Here is a 21,213-nt window from a genome sequence, read left to right as displayed (position 1 = left end):
ATGCTTAATATTTCTAACAATAAGCTGAATAAGAAAGTAGACTTATCAGCTTATAAGTCTGCTAGAAAAGTATTTCACAAAAGGCATTTTAAGCACTTTAATCGCTTTTTATTAGCCTTTGCTATTACAGTAATAATAATTATGTTTTTGCCTTGGACGCAAAACATTAATAGCCGCGGTAGTGTTACTACTCTATCACCTTCGCAACGACCACAAACTATTCAATCTCCTATTCCTGGGAGAATTGAAAAATGGTTCGTAAAAGAAGGTGATCGTGTAAAAAAGGGAGATACAATTTTATTTATTTCAGAAATAAAGAATGAATATTTTGATCCTAACTTAGTGAGTCGCACTGGACAACAAATTAAAGCCAAAGAAGCTTCAGTTAGTTCTTATGGTTCAAAGGTTAACTCTTTGAATAACCAAATTGCTGCATTGCAAAGAGAGCGTAAACTTAAATGTGAACAAGCTGAAAATAAATTATTGCAAGCAAAGTTTAAGGTACAAAGTGATAGTATCGATTTTGAAGCAGTAAAAATTGATTTAAAAATTGCAGAACGACAAATTGGAGCCATACAAAACTTATATAATGAAGGCTTAAAATCTCTAACAGAATTAGAAGAAAAACGTTCTAAGTTTCAAGAGAAGCAAGCCAAATTGATATCTCAACAAAATAAATATTTGGCATCTAAAAATCAAGTGATAAATGCAAAACTGGAGATTAATCGTGTGCAGGCTGAATATATTGATAAAATATCAAAAGCTGAAAGTGATAAGTTTACAGCGCAATCTAATGGGTTTGATGCGGAAGCTCAAGTCACCAAATTGGAAAGTGATTTCACTAGTTATGAGATTCGTAATAACCTCTATTATATTAAGGCGCCTCAAGATGGTTTCATAAACAAAGCCATTAAAGGAGGGATTGGAGAAACGTTTAAAGAAGGCGAACAACTCGTTGGTATTATGCCTGCAAATTATGATTTGGCGGTAGAAATGTTTGTTAACCCTATTGATTTACCCCTTGTTCATATTGGAGAAAAAGTACGAGTTCAATTTGATGGTTGGCCAGCAATTGTTTTTAGTGGATGGCCTAATATATCATATGGTACTTATGGAGCAGAAGTTGTTGCTATTGAAAACTTTATAAGTCTTAATGGAAAGTTTAGAGTTTTGCTATCACCAGATGAAAAAGATCACGAATGGCCTGAAGCTATAAGAGTTGGTTCTGGAGCTATGACAATTGCATTGCTTGAAAATGTTCCTATTTGGTATGAGTTATGGCGAAAACTTAATGGCTTCCCTCCTAACTACTATCAGCCAGAAATTAGTAGCAATTCTAAATCTGACAAAAAATAAAAACTATGAATAAATATCTGAGCATAGTATTCCTTTTTATAACATCATTTACTTTTTCTCAAGAGAAAACTCAAACAGAGGATACACTTATCTTTAGTTTTAGTGAATACTTAGGCTATGTGAAGAAATTTCATCCTATTGCTAAGCAAGCTGAACTATCGATACAAATTGGACAAGCAAATTTGATGAAAGCTCGAGGTGGATTTGATCCAAAGGTTGAAGTAGATCACAATCGGAAAAAATTCAAGAATACAGAGTATTATGGTCAACTAAGTGCAACTTTTAAAATTCCAACTTGGTATGGAATCGAGCTTAAAGGAAACTTTGAACAAAATGAAGGCGATTATTTAAATCCTGAGTCCTTTGTTCCTGAAGATGGTTTGTATAGTGCTGGAATTTCAGCTTCACTAGGTCAAGGCTTATTTATTAACCAAAGAATGGCCGATTTAAAGAAGGCTAAATTCTTTAGAGAACAAACACTTGCTGATCGTGAAATTCTTGTCAATCAAATCTTGTATGAGGCTTCTATCTCCTATTTTAATTGGTTACAAGCTTATACTGAAGTAAAAACGTATGAGCGCTTTTTAGCCAATGCAAGCATACGTGCTAAAGGTGTAAATCTCAGTTCAGAAGCTGGAGACAAAGCACAAATAGATGTTACAGAAGCTAATATCACAGTAAAGAATAGAGCTTTAGGTTTAGAGCAATCTAAGGTGAAATTAATGAAAGCGGCATTAGATTTATCTACATATTTATGGCTAAATGACAACATTCCAGTGGAGATTCAAGACAATGTTATTCCAGATTCTGGAATTGAAACGGTTATAGATGATGTGCTCGAAATTGCAGGTTTACCCTTAACAGATTTTGTCTTAGAAAATCATCCAAAACTAAGGTCATTAAATTATAAGTATGAAGGTTTGCAAGTTGATAAGCGATTAAAAGCAAACAAACTATTGCCAACTATTGATGTTCAATATAACTTTTTAACCGAAGATCCAGATATAGCGCGATCGTTTAATAGTAATACATTTAAAGGAGGTTTTAATATTGCTTTTCCTTTATTCTTACGCAAAGAACGTGGCGATTTAAAACTAGCTAAGTTCAAGCTTCAGGGTTTAAAGTTTGATATGGATAATGAGCGCATTAATATTCAAAATAAAGTCTTTGCCATCTATAGAGAGTTAGAGTCTTTTGAAACTCAAAATCAGTTAATTGACGAAATTGTAAATGATTATACAACCATGCTAAATGCTGAGGAACGTAAATTTAGTTTTGGTGAAAGTTCTCTATTCTTAATAAATTCTAGAGAGAAAAGTTTAATTGATTCCCAATTGAAAGCTATTGAATTACAGAATAAATTTTTAAAAGCTAAAGCAAAGTTGTTTAATAGCCTAGCAAGAGATTTGGAAAGCATTTAGAAAGATTAGTTGTTTTTCTCTTCTTGTTCTTCTTGCTTAGTTTTTGGGAAGTCATTACTCTTAATGACTAAAATTTTGGCTTTAACACCAGTGAGCAAATTCCATCTTTTTGAAGATACTAAGATTTCATTGTCATCGTACACTAAAAACTCGGCTGTATTAGGTCCAGATTCGCCTTGATTTAAAGCAATAAATACGACTGTGTTTATTCCTTCCTTTAATGGAATATTAAAGGATTTATAATTAGCAGTTAACAATAAACGAGGAATAAATACTTCGCCATTAACGACTATTTGAACTAAGTCTCCATCAGGAAATTCGTGATCTCTACATCTTATATTTGCAAATTCACCATTAATTCTAACGTCACCTAAAAACATATCAGACATGGTTTTGATTTTTAAACCTTGTTCTTCAAGTTTTGCATTGTAACGTTTTTCAAAAAGTTCTCCTGGATTTCTTAAATTACTGTCATCAAACATAGAGAACTCCTTTTGTTGAGGTTTCAATTCTCTAATCTTAACAGGAATACCTTTAATGTTTTTGTCTGTTTTGGTGATCTCAATTTTTGAATTAGGCTTAATTTTAAACTGAGTTGGTGTAGAATCTTTTTCTTTAGTTTCCTTAGCAGGAATCGTAATAGATTTTTTCTCACTATCCGGATTTGGCTGAGCATTGACATAAAATGTCATGCATAAGAAAAATAAGAATACTATTTTAAGTTTCATTTGTGTTATAACTTGGATAGCCTATTGAAAATCAAAAACCGTTCCTTAATTCAAAATAACGCCTTTCAGCCCAAAAAATTTCAATATTAACAGTTTATTAGGCTGTTATATTTTTGTTAAGTCACTAAGAACTTTTAAAACTTACCGTTGAAACTTAATCTGAGTTTACGCGTGTATTCTTCTAATAACCAATCTTTATAGTTTTTTGTACTATTCATAATACAGTAACAATATTGTTTGATACGATAACAAATATCATCATGTAATAATTTGGCAAGCTCTCTTGCTTCAAAAACATCTTCACTATTAGCAATTACCAATATTGAATGTTGCGCAATAGAATTCTCGATAGCCTTCATCGATTTAGAGCCTTCGCGAGTTACTTTCTTATATTCTGCTTTGATGTCAAAATCATCATTAGGATTCTTTTTAAAACGTTTCCTTAACGAATCTGGCATTTCGTAGACGAAATCTCGTTCTATATCTTCATCAAGTCTGAGGTTCTCCAAATAATAATCAGGATTCTTAAAAATGTGTTGCCAATCTACAGGTTGACTCCAAGGGCCAAAACGGATGACATTATTTCCTAAATCGATAACTTTAAATTCTGATTTGGTTTTGTGAATTCTCGATCCTCTACCAATCATCTGGAAGTAAAGCGTCAATGACCTTGTCGCTCTATTTAGAATAATAGAGTCTACTGAAGGTTCATCGAAACCTGTTGTCAAAATACTTACTGAAGTTAGAATACCATCAGGTGTGTGCTTAAACCATTTCAAAATATCCTTACGGTCTTGCTTTGAAGATGTATTGTCTAAGTGCCTAATGTTATATCCAGCGCGTTTAAATGTATAGTATACTTCTTTAGAGGTATTAATTCCATTATTGAAGATTAAGGTTTTTTTACCCTTTGATAATTCTTCGTAAGCAAATAGTAGTTTGCTTTGCATTGTTGAATTGGTATACAGTGCTTCTGAAGACTTTACAGTATAATCACCATTAATACCAATCTTTAAACTATTAAGAGATACATCATAATTATAAACATCTGCTGTAGCTAAAAATCCATTCTTAATTAATGTTGAAATATCATCTCCTACAATTAATTCTTTATAGTTGTCTTTCATTGGTAGTTTAATATTACTACTCAATGGTGTTGCTGTAACGCCTAGAATAAAACACTTATCAAAAAACTTGAATAATTTCCTGAAAGAATTGTAATGCGCTTCATCAATAATAACTAAACCAATATCCTCTAACTTTAGCTTTTCGTCATTAAGTCGGTTGTTTAATGTTTCAACCATTGCTACAAAGCATTCGTATTGATCTTGATCTGGAAGTTCTTTTACTTTACTATTAATGATTTTGTTATTGACGTCAAAACCATGCAATACTTTAGATGTCTGTTTGCATAATTCAATTCTATGGGTAAGAATAACAACCTTTTTCTGATGCTTTTTAATGTATCGTCTAACGATTTCAGAAAATATAACCGTTTTTCCTCCACCTGTTGGAAGTTGATATAACAAATTATAATTCTCCGGAGCATTCTCTAAAACTTCAAATATGCGATTAAGATCAGCAATTTGGTAGTCATATAGGCTCTTTTTGACAATTTTTTGGTTTTCTATTTCTAAGGTTGTGGACATATAATTAATAGCTACTGAAAAAAAAATTCTTACAAAATTAACCTTTTATAAGGTTATCAAGGCATATTGTTAAAAACAAATGAAAAAAACATTCATAATTTTTCATAGTTACACTTCTACCCTATTTATTTCTCTTAAACTGTATTAAAATCAACCAATTATTGTTAAATAATGTTAAAAATACTACTTTGTAATGCATAGTACTGTAACAATTTATAAATATTGTCGTCTATCTAGTATAATCATCAATCAAAAAATCGAACAATCATGAGAACATTAAACAACAATCATTTAACAAGTACAAGAACCGAAACAAAAACATTTACTTGGAATCAAAAAAGACGTTATAGATAATTACTATAACAATTCATCAATCAAAATCATTCTGCCATGAAAGTACTATCTAGAATTATCAACACGTCGCATACGGCAAACGACGATTTAAACACCGTAAAGTAAAAAACATTTGAGTTAGTTTTAAATTAGCAAAAGGCATTTAAGGATAGATATTCTTAAATGCCTTTATTTTTATTCCAAAGTATGGTACTATTCTTGAGAGTTTTAAGTGAATCATAAAAACTATACTCATGAAAAACTCAAGACACTCAATGCCTCAAGTTAATGCTGGATCAATGGCTGATATTGCATTTTTACTTCTGATTTTCTTTTTAGTAACTGCTACAATCCCAAAAGACAAAGGAATTACAAGAAAATTGCCAGCTCCTTGTCCACCTGGAGAAATTTGTGATACTAAAGTTAATCAACGTAATATGCTCGAAGTAAGCGTTAATTCTAATAACGAACTTTTTGTTGAAAAGGACATTATTACTATTGACGAATTAAAAACTATTGCTAAAGATTTTATAGATAATAATGGAGATAAGTCATGTAGTTATTGCAACGGCGAAAATTCAGTAGCATCTTCTGATAATCCAAATATTGCAGTTATTTCGTTACAGAACGATAAACGAACATCTTATGAGTTTTATATTAAAATCCAAGATGAACTAACAAAAGCATATTATGAACTTAGATCAGATTATGCAAATAGGGTTTTTGAAAAATCATCAAATGAATTAACTAAAGAAGAACGGTTAGAAGTTAAAAAGGCCTACCCTTTTATTTTGTCTGAAGCTGAATTAAAGTAAATCAGTTTTGCAAACTATCTATTAGTTTTAAAACTCTATAACTGATGTTAACTTTGCGTCTACCCCATTTTTTTGCTGCGTTGACATCAGTTCCCATATAAACATCAATTTTATTTCTCCAGCGATAATGCATTTTATCCTTAACTAAATAAGTACCTTTTAATCCTTCAACCTTTAATAAAGTGTTGTGTTTTAAGCCTAATTTCAGAAGATCTCTAGACACAGCAATGTAACGCACGCCTGGTTTTAAACTATCTCCAAAAGCAGTTATAAACGGACTGTCATCCGTTTGGTATTCTAAGGAGTTATATGCTGTAGCTGTGACTTCAACGGTTTTCCATTCATAATTATTTGGTTCTTCATCTTTGCAGTTAAAAAGCATTAGGCTAATGCAAACAAAAATTAAAATCCGAATTGATAGTGGAGAAATCATATCTAAATATAAGATTTTGAATCCATTTGATACTAAGGGAATTGTTTTTGTAATTTCACATTTTATAAATAAAACTAAAAATTGATGAAATCTATTTACGCTTCTTTATGCATCCTCATATTACTTACATCTTGTAAAAATGAGGCTAAACCTTCTGACAATTCAAAAGACACAAAGAATTCTAATGAACTTGTGGAGAAAGCCAAAGGAATACATGATCGTGTAATTACTTTAGATACGCATTGTGATATTGATGTAAAGAACTTTACAGATTCAGTAAACTACACACAAAACTTAGAGTCGCAAGTTAATTTACCAAAAATGGAAGCTGGTGGACTAGATGTAGCTTGGTTTATAGTGTATACTGGACAAGATACATTAACAGATGAAGGCTTCAAGACTGCTTATGATAAAGCCATGATTAAATTTAATGCAATTCATAAACTAGTTGAAGAAATTGCACCAGAACGTATTGAATTAGCTCTAAACTCTGATGATGTTAAACGAATTTCGAAATCTGGAAAGAAAGTAGCTATGATAGGCATTGAAAATGGTTATCCTGTAGGGAAAGACATTTCAAACGTAGAAAAGTTTTATAATCTTGGAGCTCGTTACATGTCTCTAGCTCATAATGGTCATAGCCAATTGAGTGATAGTAATACTGGTGAAGAAGATGGTATTTGGTTGCATAACGGATTGAGTGATCTTGGTAAAGACGTTGTTAAAGAAATGAATCGTTTAGGTATGATGATAGATATTTCACATCCATCAAAAGAAGCAATTAAACAAATGTTTGAGTTGAGTAAAGCGCCAATAATTGCTTCACATTCTTCGGCAAGAGCATTATGTGATCATAGCAGAAACCTTGATGATGAGCAACTCATGTGGTTAAAAGAAAATGGTGGTGTTGTGCAAACTGTAGCGTTTCAAACGTATACGAATACAGAAAAAAATGATGCTAGAAATAAAGCCATTAAACCCATTAGAATTGAAGTTGCTAAATCCTTAGGAACAACTTGGTATGAATGGAGTGAAATGAAAACTTTATCTGACGATGAAAAAGAAGCAATTTATTCAGTCAGAGGTAAAATTATAAAACTAGCTGATGAGAAAGCTAATAAAATTAAAGACTTTCCTCCTAAAGTTAATGTTTCAGATTTTGCAGATCATATTGATTACCTAGTTAAAAAAATTGGTATAGAACACGTTGGAATAAGCAGTGATTTTGATGGAGGTGGTGGTGTTGAAGGTTGGAGCGATGCTTCTGAAACCTTTAGTGTGACTTTAGAATTAGTGAAACGAGGTTATACTGAAGCACAAATAGAAAAACTTTGGAGTGGAAATTTATTAAGAGTTTTAGATGAGGTTGAAGCTGTTGCTAAATCAATCTAACTTTGAATAGTTACAAGTTCGATAACAATATTTATTACTGAAACGACTAGTAAAGCCATCAAAATAGAATTAAGCAATAAAGCTATTATCTTTTGTTTCGACCTTGGTTCATTTTTAGTTTTTAAAGCAAAAACAAAACCAGCTATTGTCATAAAGAATATGAGTAAAATAAGAATCCCACTAACAATTGAATAGAAATTAATTCCGATAACTTCAGAATTAGCTAAAGATTTTAGAATAATAAAGAGTACTATTAGTACAATACTTGTTATTGCTGCTCGTAGTGCTTTTTTTGTATTTTGATTACTCATAATATTATAATTAATACGCTAATAGTTCTTTCAGAGACCCTTCAAAACGTCCTTTAGCCATATATTGGTCTTCTAACTGATTGATAAACGGAATTGGTGTCTCTAAACCAGCAACACGCTTTACAGGTGCATCTAAATCTTCAAAACAGTTTTCCATAATCAAGGCAGAAATATCACTAGCAATACCTCCAAACATTGAATCTTCTTGTAAAACAATAGCTTTTCCTGTTTTGCGAACAGAATTATAAATCGCTTCGGTGTCAAGTGGCTGAAGCGTTCTTAAATCAATCAAATCAGCACTTATATCACCATTGTTATCTAAGGTTTCTAATGCCCAATGCACGCCTGCTCCATAAGAAATGATTGTTACATCACTACCTTCTTTTAACATCGCTGCTTTACCAAATGGTAATGTGTAATAATCTGTTGGAACATCTTGACGAATACTTCTATATAAGGCTTTGTGTTCAAAAAACAGCACAGGATTAGGATCGTTAATTGCTGTTGCTAATAAACCTTTAGCATCATAAGGAAATGCTGGATAAACAACTTTTAAACCAGGTGTTTTAGTAAACCAAGCTTCATTAGTTTGCGAGTGAAACGGTCCAGCAGCAACACCTCCACCGCAAGGCATTCTTAAAACAACATCTGCTTGTTGATTCCAACGATAGTTCGACTTTGCTAAATAATTTACTACAGGATTAAATCCGGAAGTCACGAAATCTGCAAATTGCATTTCAACAACTGCCTTCATTCCTGCAATAGATAAACCCATGCCAGCCTCAACAATGGCAGATTCACAAATAGGTGTATTTCTCACACGTTCTTTTCCAAATTCCTCTAAGAAACCATCTGTAATCTTAAAAACACCACCATATTCTGCGATATCCTGACCCATAATTATAAGGTCTTTATGTTGTTGCATCGATTGTCTTAATCCTAAAGATATGGCATCAATTAAACGTAGCTCTTCAGTTTTTGATTTTGGACTAACCTCTTTATATTCAAATGGTTTGTATACATCATTTAATTCAGTAGTTACATCAGATTCAATTGGAGCTTCATCAAAAGCAATTTGTAAGTTCTCCGTGATTTCATGTACAAACCCTTCTTTAATAGCAACCTCTTGCTTTTCGGTTAAAATCTTTTCAGTTTTTAAGAACTCTTGGAAATTTTCTAATGGATCTTTTTTAGCCCATTCCTGTAATAATGCTTTAGGAACATATTTTGTACCACTAGCCTCTTCATGACCACGCATTCTAAAGGTTTTAAACTCAACAAGAATTGGTCTTGGTCGTTTACGAATACTTTCTGCTAACTTTTTTATTTTAGAGTATACTTCAACTACATTATTGCCATCAAGAACAAAAGCTTCCATTCCATAACCTTTTCCCTTATCTGCTATATCTTTACATCTATATTGTTCATTGGTTGGAGTTGATAATCCATAACCATTATTTTCAACACAAAACATTACTGGTAATTGCCACACAGAAGCTACATTTAATGCTTCATGAAAATCACCTTCACTTGTTCCTCCATCTCCAGTAAAAACGGCAGTTACTTGTTTTTTATTCTTTAGTAAACTAGCTAAAGCTATACCATCTGCAACACCTAATTGAGGGCCAAGATGTGAAATCATGCCAACAATATTATAATCTTGCGTACCAAAATGGAATGAGCGATCACGACCTTTTGTAAAACCATTTGCTTTTCCTTGCCACTGACTGAATAATCTGTGTAATGGAATCTCTCTAGTTGTAAACACACCAAGATTTCTATGCATTGGAAGGATATACTCTTCACTATCAAGAGCCATAGTAACTCCAACAGAAATAGCTTCTTGACCAATGCCAGAAAACCATTTCGATATTTTACCTTGACGTAATAGAATAAGCATCTTCTCCTCTATTAGCCTAGGCTTAAGCATATTCTTATATAACTTTAAAAGCGTTCGATCGTCTAAATTCTTTTTGTCAAAAGTTATAGTACTCCTTGTGGAAGTCAGCATAGTAATTTGTATTGCATTTAGAAATCAAATGTAATTAAAAATTGATTGAAATGTCTTTAAACCGCATTTTTTTTAAGCGTATAAATGCTATATGTTTTTACCAATGTTTTCGTTATTTTTGTAGTATTGAAGTTATAACATAATATTATTAATCATGGATAGAATACCAAGTGTTAATCTTGAAGATTTCATTTCTGGAGACTCAAACAGAAAACAAAAGTTTATTAATGAAATAGGAAAAGCCTACGAGGAAATTGGCTTTGTAGCTTTAAAAGGGCATTTTTTAAACGATGCTTTAGTAGATAAATTATATGGTGAAGTAAAGAACTTTTTTAGTTTACATACTGATACCAAATGCAAATATGAAATTGAAGGCATAGGTGGTCAGCGTGGTTACGTCTCTTTCGGAAAAGAAAGTGCTAAAGGAAAGAAAGAAGGTGATTTAAAAGAGTTTTGGCATTTTGGTCAATATGCAGAAGATGATCCGGAACGCGCAAAAGAATATCCTGAAAATGTTAATGTTGGAGAATTACCAGAATTTAATAGTGTTGGTAAAGAAGCTTATGAAATGCTTGAAAAAACATCAAAGTATGTCTTAAGAGCACTAGCTTTACATCTAGATTTAGAAGAAACGTATTTTGATAATTACATTCATAATGGGAATTCGATATTAAGACCAATTCACTATCCTCCTATATCATCAGAGCCGAAAAATGCTGTTCGTGCTGCTGCTCATGGAGATATCAATTTGATAACCTTATTAATGGGAGCTCAAGGACGTGGATTACAAGTTCAAAGTAATGAAGGTGAATGGATTGATGCTATTGCAGAACCAGACGAATTAATGATTAATGTTGGCGATATGTTATCAAGACATACCAATAATAAATTAAAATCGACAATTCATCGTGTTGTTAATCCACCAAGAGAACTTTGGGGAACATCACGTTACTCTATTCCGTTTTTTATGCATCCTATAAGCGAAATGAAATTAGATGTTTTAGAAGGTTGTATTGACGATGAAAATCCGAAACAATATGAAGACATTACAGCTGGAGAGTTTTTAAATGAACGTTTAATTGAATTAGGTCTTAAAAAGTAGTTAGAAGTTGAGAGTAACCGGTTTTATTTACGGGAGACTTAAAAGCTAAGAACTAAATACTATAACGCATGGATTTAGAAAATCAATTAAAGAACCTGTTTCCCGATCACGTTTCTGAGAAAGTTTCCGAAAAAAAGGATTCTGAAGAAAAAGGGATTTGGCTACAAGACGATCCTATTATTTGCAAATATGAAAAACGCAAAGGAAAACCAATAACCATTCTTGAAGGTTATACTGGAGCTACTGAAGATTTTAAAAAACTCGCTAAAGAACTTAAACAAAAATTAAGTGTTGGTGGTAGTTTTAAAGATGATAAAATCATCATTCAAGGTGATTATAGAGATAAAATCATGCAGATTCTTAAAGATAAAGGATTTGCAGTTAAACGTGTTGGAGGATAATTATGAATAAAACACTTCACATTACAAACGGAAATTCGTTAACAGATCTTCTCATAGAATTAGAAATAAAGGGAGACTTTTTAACTTGGCAAGAAATGCTTTGTGAAGGTCCAACTTTAGCACATATAGATTCTGAAGAATTCATAGAAGTAAGAAAACAATTTTTAAGTGATTTTTATAATATAGAAATCAATGAAGATGAGTATAAAACTGAACTAAATAAATTGAATAATGTTGACTGCTATACTGAAATTGTATTGTGGTTTGAATATGATTTGTTTTGTCATATAAACCTGCTTGGAGTAATGAGTTTACTGCATCAAAAAGGGATTACTCTTCCTCTCTATTTAGTTTGTAGCGGACGTATTGAAGGCGAAAAAAACCTTAAAGGATTATCCGAGCTTTCACCAGAACAACTTTATGAACATTACGATAATCGTATCGAATTAACAGAAAAGGATAATGAATTGGCCATTTCATTATGGCGAACTTATTGTGGAAAAGATCACAATTTGTTCAAGCGTTATATTGTACAAAAGTCGTCATTTGAATATCTTAGTAATTGTTTAAAAGCTCATTTAAGACGCTTTCCAGACTCTAGAAGTGGCTTGAGTGTTTTAGAAAAAAACATCTTAGAAATCGTAAGAGATAACGACATAAAATCTAAGCATCATTTATTGGGTTACATACTAAATTATCAAGGTTTCTATGGTTATGGTGATCTACAATTAGAGCGAATGATTGAACAATTATCACTGTTTTTTGAAGAAAATGCTGATCAATTAAAACTTAATAGAAAGGGTCACGAATCTTTAGTGAAAATCCATAATTTTTCTATCGAAATAAATAACAACACGACTTATGGTGGATTGAATCGATTAGATTTTCAATTTAATAAAGACGAAAACAAACTAGTAAAAACAAATATTAATGTCCATTAAAAATTCTGAATTAATACTTAATCCTGATGGTAGTGTCTACCATTTAAATCTTAAACCCGAAAACATTTCTGATACAATCATATTTGTTGGAGATCAGGATCGCGTTGAAAAAATAACTAAGCATTTTGATAGTATTGAGTTTAGTACGCAAAAAAGAGAGTTTAAAACACAAACAGGATATTACCACGACAAACGAATTACAGTAATCTCTACTGGAATAGGACCTGATAACATAGATATTGTATTAAATGAATTGGATGCATTAGTCAATATCAACCTTGAAACACGAAAACCAAAATCAGATTTAACGAGTTTAAATATTATTAGAATTGGTACTTCAGGATCATTACAAAAGGATATTCCTATAGACTCATTTGTAATTAGTACGCATGGATTGGATATCAATGGAATGCTTCATTTTTATCAAATAGACGAGATTTGCAATCCAGATATTGAAAATGCATTTATAGCGCATACAAACTGGGATAAGAATAAAGCACGACCAATTGTAATTGATAACAGTAAGTATTTAGAAAACTATTTTGATAGTGATCAAGTTTTTAAAGGATTAACAGGTACAGCAGGTGGGTTTTATGGTCCTCAAGGAAGAGTTCTTAGATTGCCATTACAAGATGCTACACTTAACTCTAAGCTTGATTCATTTTCATATAAAGATTTTAGAATCACTAATTTTGAAATGGAAACTTCTGTTATTTATGGTTTGTCTAAATTATTAGGTCACGAAGCACTTTCATTGAATGCAATTATTGCTAATCGACCAAATGGAAACTTTAGTAAAGACCCAAATCAGACAATTGAGAAATTAATTGTTTATGCCTTAGAACGCATAATAAACGTATAAACAGAAAATAATTCAAAGCTTCATAACTTCATTTCAGAACTATAATATGAAAAGAATAAATATTGGTGGTGTTCCAGAACATTTTAATTTGGCTTGGTATTTAACCCTTAAAAATGGAGAGTATAAAGATGAAGGCATTAATCTAAGATGGAAAGATTACTTTGGTGGTACAGGTGCCATGAATAAGGCTTTACGAGAAGGAGAGATTGATATGGCAGTTATTCTTACTGAAGGAATTATTAAGGATATTATAGATGGAAATCCAAGTAAAATAGTGCAAACATTTGTGCAATCTCCATTGATTTGGGGAATCCATGTAGCTCATGATTCAAATTATGAAACTATTGATGATCTAAAAGGAACTAAAGCTGCAATCAGTAGATACGGCTCAGGTTCACATTTGATGGCATATATAAATGCTGAAAATAATAATTGGAATCTGGAAGATGACCTTAATTTTGAAGTTATTAAGAACCTTGATGGAGCAATTGAAGGTTTAACAAATGGTGTTGCAGATTATTTTATGTGGGAAAAATTCACAACAAAACCAATTGTCGATGATGGTGTTTTTAGACGTATTGCTAATTGTCCAACTCCATGGCCTTGTTTTGTTATTGCTGTGAATAATGAATTCTTAGAGAATAATAAAGAAGATGTCAAAACCATTTTAAACATCATTAACAACACAACTAAAGAATTTAAGTCTATTCCTAGCATTGATGCTACAATAGCTAACAGATACGACCAAAAGCTAGAAGACGTAAAGGATTGGTTATCATTGACTGAGTGGTCTCAGGATGTCATAGATGAAGCTACAGTTATGACTATCCAAGACAAACTTCTGGAGCTTGATATCATACCAAAAGCAATCAGTTATTCTGAATTGATTTATGATTTAAAGTAAAATTTGAGGTAGGAGTTTTATTATTGTAGCTGTTATATTACTGAAAATTAGATACATTAAAATCGAATAAAAATTAACAAAACTTTAATGTTTTTTCGCATAAGTTTCTATTTTTCAAAAATTTAGTTACATTTGTTAATCCCCGAACGTGCTATTAACTTAACAAAACTTGAAGAATATGATAATGATTATTACTCTAACTCTAGGTTCCTTAGTTACATTAAATTTCTTACTACTTATATTTAGTTGTAACAAGTCCTCGAAGAAAACTACTAATGAAAACCCTGTAATGTTCAAAGCTCCAAAAGCTTCAGTTCCTACTAAACAAATTCCTAGAACTCAACTTGCGCCAACAGGAAGTTAGTCTTTAAAATACTTTCATACCTATACATTCTCGGTTACCATTTTATTGGATCATAACCTTTCTCGGTTAAATACAAATTAGTTTTACTAAAATGCCTATTTCCAAACCAATATCCTCTATTTGCACTTAATGGTGAAGGATGTCCAGAAGTGAAAATTTGATGTTTAATCTCATCTACAAGTTTAACTTTTTGTTTTGCAAATCCTCCCCAAAGTAAAAAGACAACACCTCTCTTTTCATCACTTATAGTTTTTATTACAGCATTTGTAAATGTCTCCCAACCTTTTTTTTGATGACTTCCAGCCTGATGTGCTCTAACAGTAAACGTAGCATTCAATAATAAAACACCTTGTTTTGCCCATCTCTCTAGATTTCCAGATTCAGGATATTGCAGGTCTAAATCACTATTTATTTCTTTAAAAACATTAATTAGTGAAGGTGGATGTGAGATCCCATCGTTAACTGAAAAACAAAGGCCGTTTGCTTGGTCAATTCCATGGTATGGATCCTGTCCTATGATTACTATTTTTACATCATCAAAATGACAATGGTTAAAGGCCGAAAAAATTTGATTTTTGGGAGGAAAACATTTATAATCAGCATATTCTTGCTCTACAAACGCAAAAAGATCTTTAAAGTATGGTTTATTGAATTCGTCAACTAGTACGTTTTCCCAGCTTTCGTGTATATTTACATTCATTTTGTCTAAAAAAGTACATTATTATCTAAAACATGAATAATGTCATAAAATTGTATAAACAAATATACTATATTCGTTTTTTGTAAAACCTAGAATCATGGAAAAAGCCATTATAGAAAGAGTACAAGGTATTCTAAATACACCTTTACAGGATATAAAAACTATAGAGAAAATTTCTCATGATGATTTCTTTAATGATCATCTAAAAAAGAATGTACCAGTTAAGATCACTAAAATGATGGATCACTGGAAAGCCAGAGAACTTTGGTCTCTAGATTACTTTGAAAAAATAGGAGAAGACAAAGAAACTTTTGTTTATAAAGGTAACATTAGACAAAATGAAACTAATTGGCAATTTGGCGCCTTTCAGGATTATCTTAATGAAATTCGTAATACTAACACAGAAACATATTTGGGTAATATGCCAATAGCAGAAATGTTTCCAGAGCTATTAGAACATGTAGATTTTTCATTGATTTCAAAAAATACTGTCAGAAATTCAACATCACTTTGGATAGGACCTCCTGGCACTTTAACAGGCTGGCATACAGACCGACTTGCTAATAACATTTTAGCATTAATTGAAGGTCGGAAATTAGTGTTTTTAGTAAATCCTAAAGACTCAAATGAAATGTATCCAAGCGATAAATATGAACCAGGTTCACGTTTAAGCGATGTTAACATGGAAAACTTTAATGAGCGTAAGCACGCGATGTTTAAGGACGTTAATGTGCAGTACACTATAATTAATCCAGGAGAAATGTTATTTATTCCTCAAACTTGGTGGCATTGTGTTTACGGTTTGGATATTTCAATTAGTTCTAATAATTTTGCCTTCACTCCTATTGATAATTTTAAAATGAAATCCGCAGAACTTATTAAGCGTAAACTTCATAGCGCAGGCTTATTTAGTCCTAAAAATTGTGTTTGTCATTATGTAAATGATGAAGGAAAACGCATAAAACGTTAATAAGTATTTCATTTTATTACTAAATCATTAATAAGTACCTTTGCATCTTTATTGGTTTTAGGTAAAATAATTAATGATTAGTATTCACGACAAAACATTACAAGACATAGAGTTTTACACGGTTTTAGAACAAGTGTCAGAATTGTGTATAACTGATTTAGGAAGAATTGAAGCTTTAAAAATCAAACCTTTTTCTACTAAAGAGCATGTCTTACAATCGTTGGAATTTACCAATGAATATGTGTCCTCTTTTATTAATGATAATCGCATACCAAATCATGGTTTTGAACCTATTACAAAAGAACTCAAACTTTTAAAGATTGAAAATTCTTATTTAGAAACTAAAAGTTTTCAAAAAATAGCATCTATAACGATTACTGTTACTGATATCCTTAAGTTTTTAAAGAAGTTTGAAGAGTATTATCCTTCGTTGTATAAGTCTGCATCCACCATAGAAATAGTGCCTCATCTTGTTTCTGAAATAGACGCAATCATTGATCGATTTGGAGATGTAAAAGACAATGCTACTGATACTTTATATCAATTGCGACAGTCTATAAATTCCGTAAGAGGTAAAATTAATCAGAGTTTTACTTCAGCCTTAAACACGTATCACAACCTTGATTATTTAGATGATATTAGAGAATCTGTGGTTGAAAATAAACGCGTGCTTGCAGTTAAGGCAATGTACAGACGTAAGGTTAAAGGTAGTATCATGGGAAGTAGTAAAACAGGAAGTATTGTTTATATACAACCTGAAACTACATTTCAACATGCAAGAGAACTCAATAATCTTGAGTTTGAAGAAAAAGAAGAAGTCGATAAAATTTTACGTAATCTAACGGAATACGTTAGGCCTTATACATTAGCTTTAGAAGACTATCAGAACTTTTTAGCTTCTTTAGATGTTATTTATGCTAAAGCAAAATATGCACAATCAATAAACGGTATACTTCCTGAGATAAATGAAGACAAAGTTTATGAGGCTAAAGATGCATTCCATCCTTTACTTTATTTGTCAAATAAAAATGAAGGAAAGAAAACGTTCTCTCAATCTATAGTGCTTCATCCAGAAAACAGAATTATAGTCATTTCTGGTCCCAATGCTGGTGGAAAAAGTATTACTCTTAAAACGATTGGATTATTACAAGTAATGATTCAATGTGGATTATTAATTCCAGTTCATGAAAAAAGTAATATTTGTCTCTTTGATAGAATTATAAGTGATATTGGTGATAATCAATCTATAGAAAACCATTTAAGCACTTACAGTTACCGATTAAAGCAAATGAATTACTTTCTAAAGAAATGTAATAAAAACACCTTGTTTTTAATTGATGAATTTGGAACAGGTAGTGATCCTGAACTTGGTGGTGCTTTAGCTGAAACGTTTCTAGAAGAGTTTTATCATCGTGATGCTTACGGAATTATTACAACCCACTACTCCAACCTAAAAGTATTAGCCAACGAATTGCCGTTTATGCAAAATGCTAATATGATGTTTGATGAAAAGTCGTTAGAACCATTGTTTAAGTTGGCTTTAGGTCAAGCAGGAAGTTCATTTACATTTGAGGTCGCTCAAAAAAATGGGATCCCTTTTAGCTTAATTAATCGTGCAAAGAAGAAGATTGAACGCGGAAAAGTGAGATTTGATGCCACTATTGCTAAACTTCAGAAAGAACGCAGTAAACTTGAGAAAACATCACGTTCATTAAAAGAAAACGAAAAGAAGAAACAAACAGAAGCTGATAAACTTGAAGAAGTTAATGCCAAAGTTCAAAAGAAATTAGAAAGCTTTCAAGAATTATACGATAGCAATCAACGTTTGATTTATCTAGGACAAAAAGTCAATGATATTTCTGAGAAATTTTTTGAAGACAAGAAGAAACGTGAATTAATGGCTGAACTTTTCAAACTAGTTCAGATAGAAAACTCTAAACGTAAAAAAGTTTCTGTTAAACAAAAACGTGCCGAAAAACATAAAGAAAAGCAGGTAAAACAAGAAGCGGAGAAAAAAGTAGAAGTCATCCGTAAAAAGAAAAAAGCTGCTAAGAAAAAAGCAGTTAAGGTTGATAAACCAAAACCAATTTTAAACATTGGTGATAGAGTTCGTATGTTCGACGGTCGTGCAGTTGGCAGTGTTGATAAAATTGAAAAGAATAAAGCAGTTGTTAATTATGGCATGTTTACAACTAACGTAAGTATGGATCAATTAGAACTTGTAGAAGCTGCTAAAAAGTAAAAAAATTATCAGAACTCTTTTAAGACGATTTAACTCAATTTTTAAATACTTTATAAATCTAACCCGTATTTTTGCAGTGTGATACAAGATTTACCTAAACATAAGCAACTTATACTCTTTGATGGTGTTTGCAATCTATGCAACTCTTCTGTTTTGTACGTTATTAAACATGATAAAGACGATTTATTTATGTTCGCGCCTTTGCAAAGTAATGCAGGCAAGCAAATCATTGAAAAGTTTAATTTAGACACATCTATAACAGATTCTATTCTTCTGTATTCTGAGGAGAAAGGATTATCTGTAAAATCTAGTGCAGCATTACATATTGCTAAACACCTAGCGTTTCCAAGAAACTTGATGTCTATATTTTTTATTGTTCCTACCTTTATTAGAAACTGGGTTTATGATTTTGTGGCAAGAAATAGATACAAGTGGTATGGAAAGAAAAATGCTTGTATGATACCTACTCCTGAGTTAACATCTAAATTTATCGCATAAAAAAGTCCTTTTCTTCAAAAGGACTTTAATAACTAACAACTAATTAAAACTAATTTAACTCTAAAAAAATATTTTTAATCATTTGAGGGATTATCTAATTTGGTTAATGATTAATAGCACATTATTTATTACTGTAAATCTACGCAATGTCCTTAATGTCAAGCTATTTAATCGTCATAAAGCATAAAAAAAATGATTAAAAATATAGAATTGCACAAATCATCTATGAGATACATGATTTCGATTTTATGGATACAAATTAAGCCTTGAAATGCCTTTCCTAAGTAAAAACATGAGTTTACTCAACCATAAATAGGCTTCACTCATTCTGAATATTTATTTATGAAACTATTGGGTATATTTCATTTATAATTGCACAAAGCCTTAGAGCAAAACAGTTGGCTCGAGCCTAACTTCTGTTAGTTGGGAATGACTCAGGTTCTTATCTTGTGCATGTCTAACACAAGATGGGCTTCAGAACAACCTCTGAAAGATAGCGTTGCGCTTTAAGGCTTTTTTATTGAAAGTATATAAATGGGGAGAACAATGCAAAAAAAATATCGTTGCAATTGATAATTGTTCCATGATACTAACTTAATATTTTCTTTAAACTATTATAAATAGTATGTTCAATTTGATCCATTTCGCCGTCTGCAAAAGCCATGAGCTTGATATCAGCAAAAAGCGCGTCTGGATTATCATTATAATAATCTTCTAATTTTACAGCATCTACTATTTTTGTAATACTTTGATAATCATTATCTGTATCAAATTCAGTCTTAATTCGTATATACGTTTCAGCATTTACGCGAGATAAGATATAGTTTTGTTCTTGTTTCGTTTCTTTTAAATCAGAATGGGCCACATATAATAAAATGTAAGCGATTAATTCTTGTTTTGTCCAGGTGTTGCTTTTCATAGTTATGGTGTTAATGTTCCGTATTCTGTCCATGAACCATCATAAACAGTAATTTGTTTGTAGTCTGAAATATCTGCAGCCAATGCTAGAATACAAGCTGTAATTCCAGATCCACAGGAAAAAGTTAGTGATTTATCTCCTATTATAAAAGTTTCAAATATCGTTTTTAATTCTTGCTTCGGTTTTAAACAATTTCCGCTTAACAAATTAGTGAATGGAAGGTTTTCAGAATTTGGGATTGTTCCTCTTCTTAATCCTTTTCTAGGCTCTGGCACTAAGCATTTAAAGCGTTCTTTTGAACGAGCATCAATAATTTTTACATCATCATTTTTAGATAATTTTGAAATATCTTCAAAATAGCACATTTTGGATGTGTCATATTCTGCTAAAAAATTTCCTGATTTCCAATTGGGAACATTAATTGAAGACGATGTTTCATAGCCAAGTTTTTGCCATTCAGGCAATCCACCATCTAATACTGCTATGTTTTTAAATCCGAATGTTTTAAATAACCACCAAACTCTCGGACTCCAATAAATTCCTTTATCATCATATACAACTATAATCGAATCTTTATTAATTCCTAGCTGTCTTGCTTCATCCTCAAACTGTTGTTCTGATGGAATTGTATTAGGAAATTCAGCACTTATATCATTAAATTTTCCTTTTATATCGAAATATCTTGAATTTGGAATATAATCTTCCGAAATAGACATCTCTGTTTTTACGCTTGTATCTAAAAGAATAAGATGATCTAAATGTCGATTGTTATGCAACCACTTACAACTTACAATGGTTGACACGAATTGACCATCAGTCATAGTTGGATGTTTTTGTTGATTAATCGTATATAAATTTAAA

At 31.5% G+C, this 21,213-nt stretch carries 21 protein-coding genes; 13 read left to right on the top strand and 8 right to left on the bottom strand.

Annotation, left to right across the window (positions count from 1 at the left end; translation table 11 throughout):
- Positions 1 to 1,356, top strand: coding sequence for an HlyD family secretion protein (locus RH81_RS04480; RefSeq protein ID WP_033958331.1), 1,356 nt, complete (start codon positions 1 to 3; stop codon positions 1,354 to 1,356).
- Between the two features lie 5 nt (positions 1,357 to 1,361).
- Positions 1,362 to 2,777: a TolC family protein gene (locus tag RH81_RS04475; protein WP_033958329.1), complete on the top strand. Its 1,416-nt coding sequence runs from the start codon at positions 1,362 to 1,364 to the stop codon at positions 2,775 to 2,777.
- Positions 2,778 to 2,782: 5 nt separating this feature from the next.
- Here RH81_RS04475 and RH81_RS16350 read toward each other — a convergent pair whose 3' ends face one another.
- Positions 2,783 to 3,505 (bottom strand): hypothetical protein, encoded by a 723-nt coding sequence (locus tag RH81_RS16350; protein WP_152604784.1) that lies wholly within the window; start codon positions 3,503 to 3,505, stop codon positions 2,783 to 2,785.
- A gap of 134 nt (positions 3,506 to 3,639) precedes the next feature.
- Positions 3,640 to 5,154 (bottom strand): DEAD/DEAH box helicase, encoded by a 1,515-nt coding sequence (locus RH81_RS04465; RefSeq protein ID WP_033958327.1) that lies wholly within the window; start codon positions 5,152 to 5,154, stop codon positions 3,640 to 3,642.
- A 587-nt stretch (positions 5,155 to 5,741) separates the two neighbouring features.
- Here RH81_RS04465 and RH81_RS04460 point away from each other — a divergent pair.
- The gene (locus RH81_RS04460; protein ID WP_033958324.1) at positions 5,742 to 6,302 is read left to right on the top strand and encodes an ExbD/TolR family protein; all 561 of its coding nucleotides are present in this window, start codon (positions 5,742 to 5,744) and stop codon (positions 6,300 to 6,302) included.
- A gap of 1 nt (position 6,303) precedes the next feature.
- Here RH81_RS04460 and RH81_RS04455 read toward each other — a convergent pair whose 3' ends face one another.
- Positions 6,304 to 6,684, bottom strand: coding sequence for a 3D domain-containing protein (locus RH81_RS04455; protein ID WP_081988210.1), 381 nt, complete (start codon positions 6,682 to 6,684; stop codon positions 6,304 to 6,306).
- A 135-nt stretch (positions 6,685 to 6,819) separates the two neighbouring features.
- Between RH81_RS04455 and RH81_RS04450 the strand changes: the two genes are divergently transcribed.
- Positions 6,820 to 8,127 carry a dipeptidase gene (locus RH81_RS04450; RefSeq protein WP_033958319.1) on the top strand — a complete coding sequence of 436 codons (1,308 nt, stop codon included), beginning with the start codon at positions 6,820 to 6,822 and terminating at the stop codon, positions 8,125 to 8,127.
- On the opposite strand, the gene RH81_RS04445 is transcribed toward RH81_RS04450, so the two are convergent.
- Positions 8,124 to 8,438 (bottom strand): hypothetical protein, encoded by a 315-nt coding sequence (locus tag RH81_RS04445; protein ID WP_033958316.1) that lies wholly within the window; start codon positions 8,436 to 8,438, stop codon positions 8,124 to 8,126. The genes RH81_RS04450 and RH81_RS04445 overlap by 4 nt on opposite strands.
- A gap of 10 nt (positions 8,439 to 8,448) precedes the next feature.
- Positions 8,449 to 10,449 (bottom strand): alpha-ketoacid dehydrogenase subunit alpha/beta, encoded by a 2,001-nt coding sequence (locus RH81_RS04440; RefSeq protein ID WP_033958313.1) that lies wholly within the window; start codon positions 10,447 to 10,449, stop codon positions 8,449 to 8,451.
- Between the two features lie 154 nt (positions 10,450 to 10,603).
- On the opposite strand from RH81_RS04440, the gene RH81_RS04435 reads away from it, so the two are divergent.
- From RH81_RS04435 to RH81_RS04410, 6 genes are all read left to right on the top strand, one after another.
- Positions 10,604 to 11,551, top strand: coding sequence for an isopenicillin N synthase family dioxygenase (locus tag RH81_RS04435; protein ID WP_033958312.1), 948 nt, complete (start codon positions 10,604 to 10,606; stop codon positions 11,549 to 11,551).
- Between the two features lie 68 nt (positions 11,552 to 11,619).
- Positions 11,620 to 11,952, top strand: coding sequence for a translation initiation factor (locus RH81_RS04430; protein WP_033958311.1), 333 nt, complete (start codon positions 11,620 to 11,622; stop codon positions 11,950 to 11,952).
- Positions 11,953 to 11,954: 2 nt separating this feature from the next.
- The gene (locus RH81_RS04425; RefSeq protein ID WP_033958310.1) at positions 11,955 to 12,893 is read left to right on the top strand and encodes a DUF1835 domain-containing protein; all 939 of its coding nucleotides are present in this window, start codon (positions 11,955 to 11,957) and stop codon (positions 12,891 to 12,893) included.
- Complete coding sequence (locus tag RH81_RS04420) at positions 12,883 to 13,755, top strand: nucleoside phosphorylase (protein WP_033958302.1); 873 nt, start codon at positions 12,883 to 12,885, stop codon at positions 13,753 to 13,755. Before RH81_RS04425 ends, RH81_RS04420 begins: the two co-directional genes overlap by 11 nt.
- Before the next feature lie 46 nt (positions 13,756 to 13,801).
- Positions 13,802 to 14,659, top strand: coding sequence for a substrate-binding domain-containing protein (locus RH81_RS04415; RefSeq protein WP_033958292.1), 858 nt, complete (start codon positions 13,802 to 13,804; stop codon positions 14,657 to 14,659).
- A gap of 178 nt (positions 14,660 to 14,837) precedes the next feature.
- Entirely contained in the window at positions 14,838 to 15,023 is a 186-nt protein-coding gene (locus RH81_RS04410) for a hypothetical protein (protein ID WP_152604782.1), read from the top strand.
- Positions 15,024 to 15,057: 34 nt separating this feature from the next.
- Here RH81_RS04410 and RH81_RS04405 read toward each other — a convergent pair whose 3' ends face one another.
- The gene (locus RH81_RS04405; protein ID WP_033958289.1) at positions 15,058 to 15,723 is read right to left on the bottom strand and encodes a uracil-DNA glycosylase; all 666 of its coding nucleotides are present in this window, start codon (positions 15,721 to 15,723) and stop codon (positions 15,058 to 15,060) included.
- Between the two features lie 97 nt (positions 15,724 to 15,820).
- Here RH81_RS04405 and RH81_RS04400 point away from each other — a divergent pair, with 97 nt between their 5' ends.
- From RH81_RS04400 to RH81_RS04390, 3 genes are all read left to right on the top strand, one after another.
- On the top strand, positions 15,821 to 16,693 hold the full coding sequence (locus RH81_RS04400; protein WP_033958288.1) for a cupin-like domain-containing protein: 873 nt from the start codon (positions 15,821 to 15,823) through the stop codon (positions 16,691 to 16,693).
- 73 nt (positions 16,694 to 16,766) lie between these two features.
- Positions 16,767 to 18,935 (top strand): endonuclease MutS2, encoded by a 2,169-nt coding sequence (locus RH81_RS04395; protein ID WP_033958287.1) that lies wholly within the window; start codon positions 16,767 to 16,769, stop codon positions 18,933 to 18,935.
- A 78-nt stretch (positions 18,936 to 19,013) separates the two neighbouring features.
- On the top strand, positions 19,014 to 19,433 hold the full coding sequence (locus tag RH81_RS04390) for a thiol-disulfide oxidoreductase DCC family protein (protein WP_033958284.1): 420 nt from the start codon (positions 19,014 to 19,016) through the stop codon (positions 19,431 to 19,433).
- A 589-nt stretch (positions 19,434 to 20,022) separates the two neighbouring features.
- Here RH81_RS04390 and RH81_RS04385 read toward each other — a convergent pair.
- Together RH81_RS04385 and RH81_RS04380 are read right to left on the bottom strand one after the other, a co-directional pair.
- Positions 20,023 to 20,352, bottom strand: coding sequence for a hypothetical protein (locus RH81_RS04385; protein WP_033958283.1), 330 nt, complete (start codon positions 20,350 to 20,352; stop codon positions 20,023 to 20,025).
- A gap of 2 nt (positions 20,353 to 20,354) precedes the next feature.
- Positions 20,355 to 21,173 (bottom strand): sulfurtransferase, encoded by an 819-nt coding sequence (locus RH81_RS04380; protein ID WP_033958282.1) that lies wholly within the window; start codon positions 21,171 to 21,173, stop codon positions 20,355 to 20,357.
- Positions 21,174 to 21,213: the final 40 nt, after the last annotated feature.

This window comes from Psychroserpens jangbogonensis, from assembly GCF_000797465.1.
Lineage (GTDB): Bacteria > Bacteroidota > Bacteroidia > Flavobacteriales > Flavobacteriaceae > Psychroserpens > Psychroserpens jangbogonensis.
Note: the sequence above shows the minus strand (reverse complement) of the source record. Positions and strands in the feature narration are given on the sequence as shown.

Bases quoted from the DNA above. Each gene is read 5' to 3' on its own strand.
- RH81_RS04395 (WP_033958287.1), top strand. From the start codon at position 16,767: ATGATTAGTATTCACGACAAAACATTACAAGACATAGAGTTTTACACG.
- RH81_RS04475 (WP_033958329.1), top strand. From the start codon at position 1,362: ATGAATAAATATCTGAGCATAGTATTCCTTTTTATAACATCATTTACT.
- RH81_RS04465 (WP_033958327.1), bottom strand. From the start codon at position 5,154: ATGTCCACAACCTTAGAAATAGAAAACCAAAAAATTGTCAAAAAGAGC.
- RH81_RS04420 (WP_033958302.1), top strand. From the start codon at position 12,883: ATGTCCATTAAAAATTCTGAATTAATACTTAATCCTGATGGTAGTGTC.
- RH81_RS04460 (WP_033958324.1), top strand. From the start codon at position 5,742: ATGAAAAACTCAAGACACTCAATGCCTCAAGTTAATGCTGGATCAATG.
- RH81_RS04435 (WP_033958312.1), top strand. From the start codon at position 10,604: ATGGATAGAATACCAAGTGTTAATCTTGAAGATTTCATTTCTGGAGAC.
- RH81_RS04455 (WP_081988210.1), bottom strand. From the start codon at position 6,684: ATGCTTTTTAACTGCAAAGATGAAGAACCAAATAATTATGAATGGAAA.
- RH81_RS04425 (WP_033958310.1), top strand. From the start codon at position 11,955: ATGAATAAAACACTTCACATTACAAACGGAAATTCGTTAACAGATCTT.
- RH81_RS04450 (WP_033958319.1), top strand. From the start codon at position 6,820: ATGAAATCTATTTACGCTTCTTTATGCATCCTCATATTACTTACATCT.
- RH81_RS04385 (WP_033958283.1), bottom strand. From the start codon at position 20,352: ATGAAAAGCAACACCTGGACAAAACAAGAATTAATCGCTTACATTTTA.
- RH81_RS04440 (WP_033958313.1), bottom strand. From the start codon at position 10,449: ATGCTGACTTCCACAAGGAGTACTATAACTTTTGACAAAAAGAATTTA.
- RH81_RS04410 (WP_152604782.1), top strand. From the start codon at position 14,838: ATGATAATGATTATTACTCTAACTCTAGGTTCCTTAGTTACATTAAAT.
- RH81_RS04480 (WP_033958331.1), top strand. From the start codon at position 1: ATGCTTAATATTTCTAACAATAAGCTGAATAAGAAAGTAGACTTATCA.
- RH81_RS04415 (WP_033958292.1), top strand. From the start codon at position 13,802: ATGAAAAGAATAAATATTGGTGGTGTTCCAGAACATTTTAATTTGGCT.
- RH81_RS04405 (WP_033958289.1), bottom strand. From the start codon at position 15,723: ATGAATGTAAATATACACGAAAGCTGGGAAAACGTACTAGTTGACGAA.
- RH81_RS04380 (WP_033958282.1), bottom strand. From the start codon at position 21,173: ATGACTGATGGTCAATTCGTGTCAACCATTGTAAGTTGTAAGTGGTTG.
- RH81_RS16350 (WP_152604784.1), bottom strand. From the start codon at position 3,505: ATGAAACTTAAAATAGTATTCTTATTTTTCTTATGCATGACATTTTAT.
- RH81_RS04445 (WP_033958316.1), bottom strand. From the start codon at position 8,438: ATGAGTAATCAAAATACAAAAAAAGCACTACGAGCAGCAATAACAAGT.
- RH81_RS04430 (WP_033958311.1), top strand. From the start codon at position 11,620: ATGGATTTAGAAAATCAATTAAAGAACCTGTTTCCCGATCACGTTTCT.
- RH81_RS04400 (WP_033958288.1), top strand. From the start codon at position 15,821: ATGGAAAAAGCCATTATAGAAAGAGTACAAGGTATTCTAAATACACCT.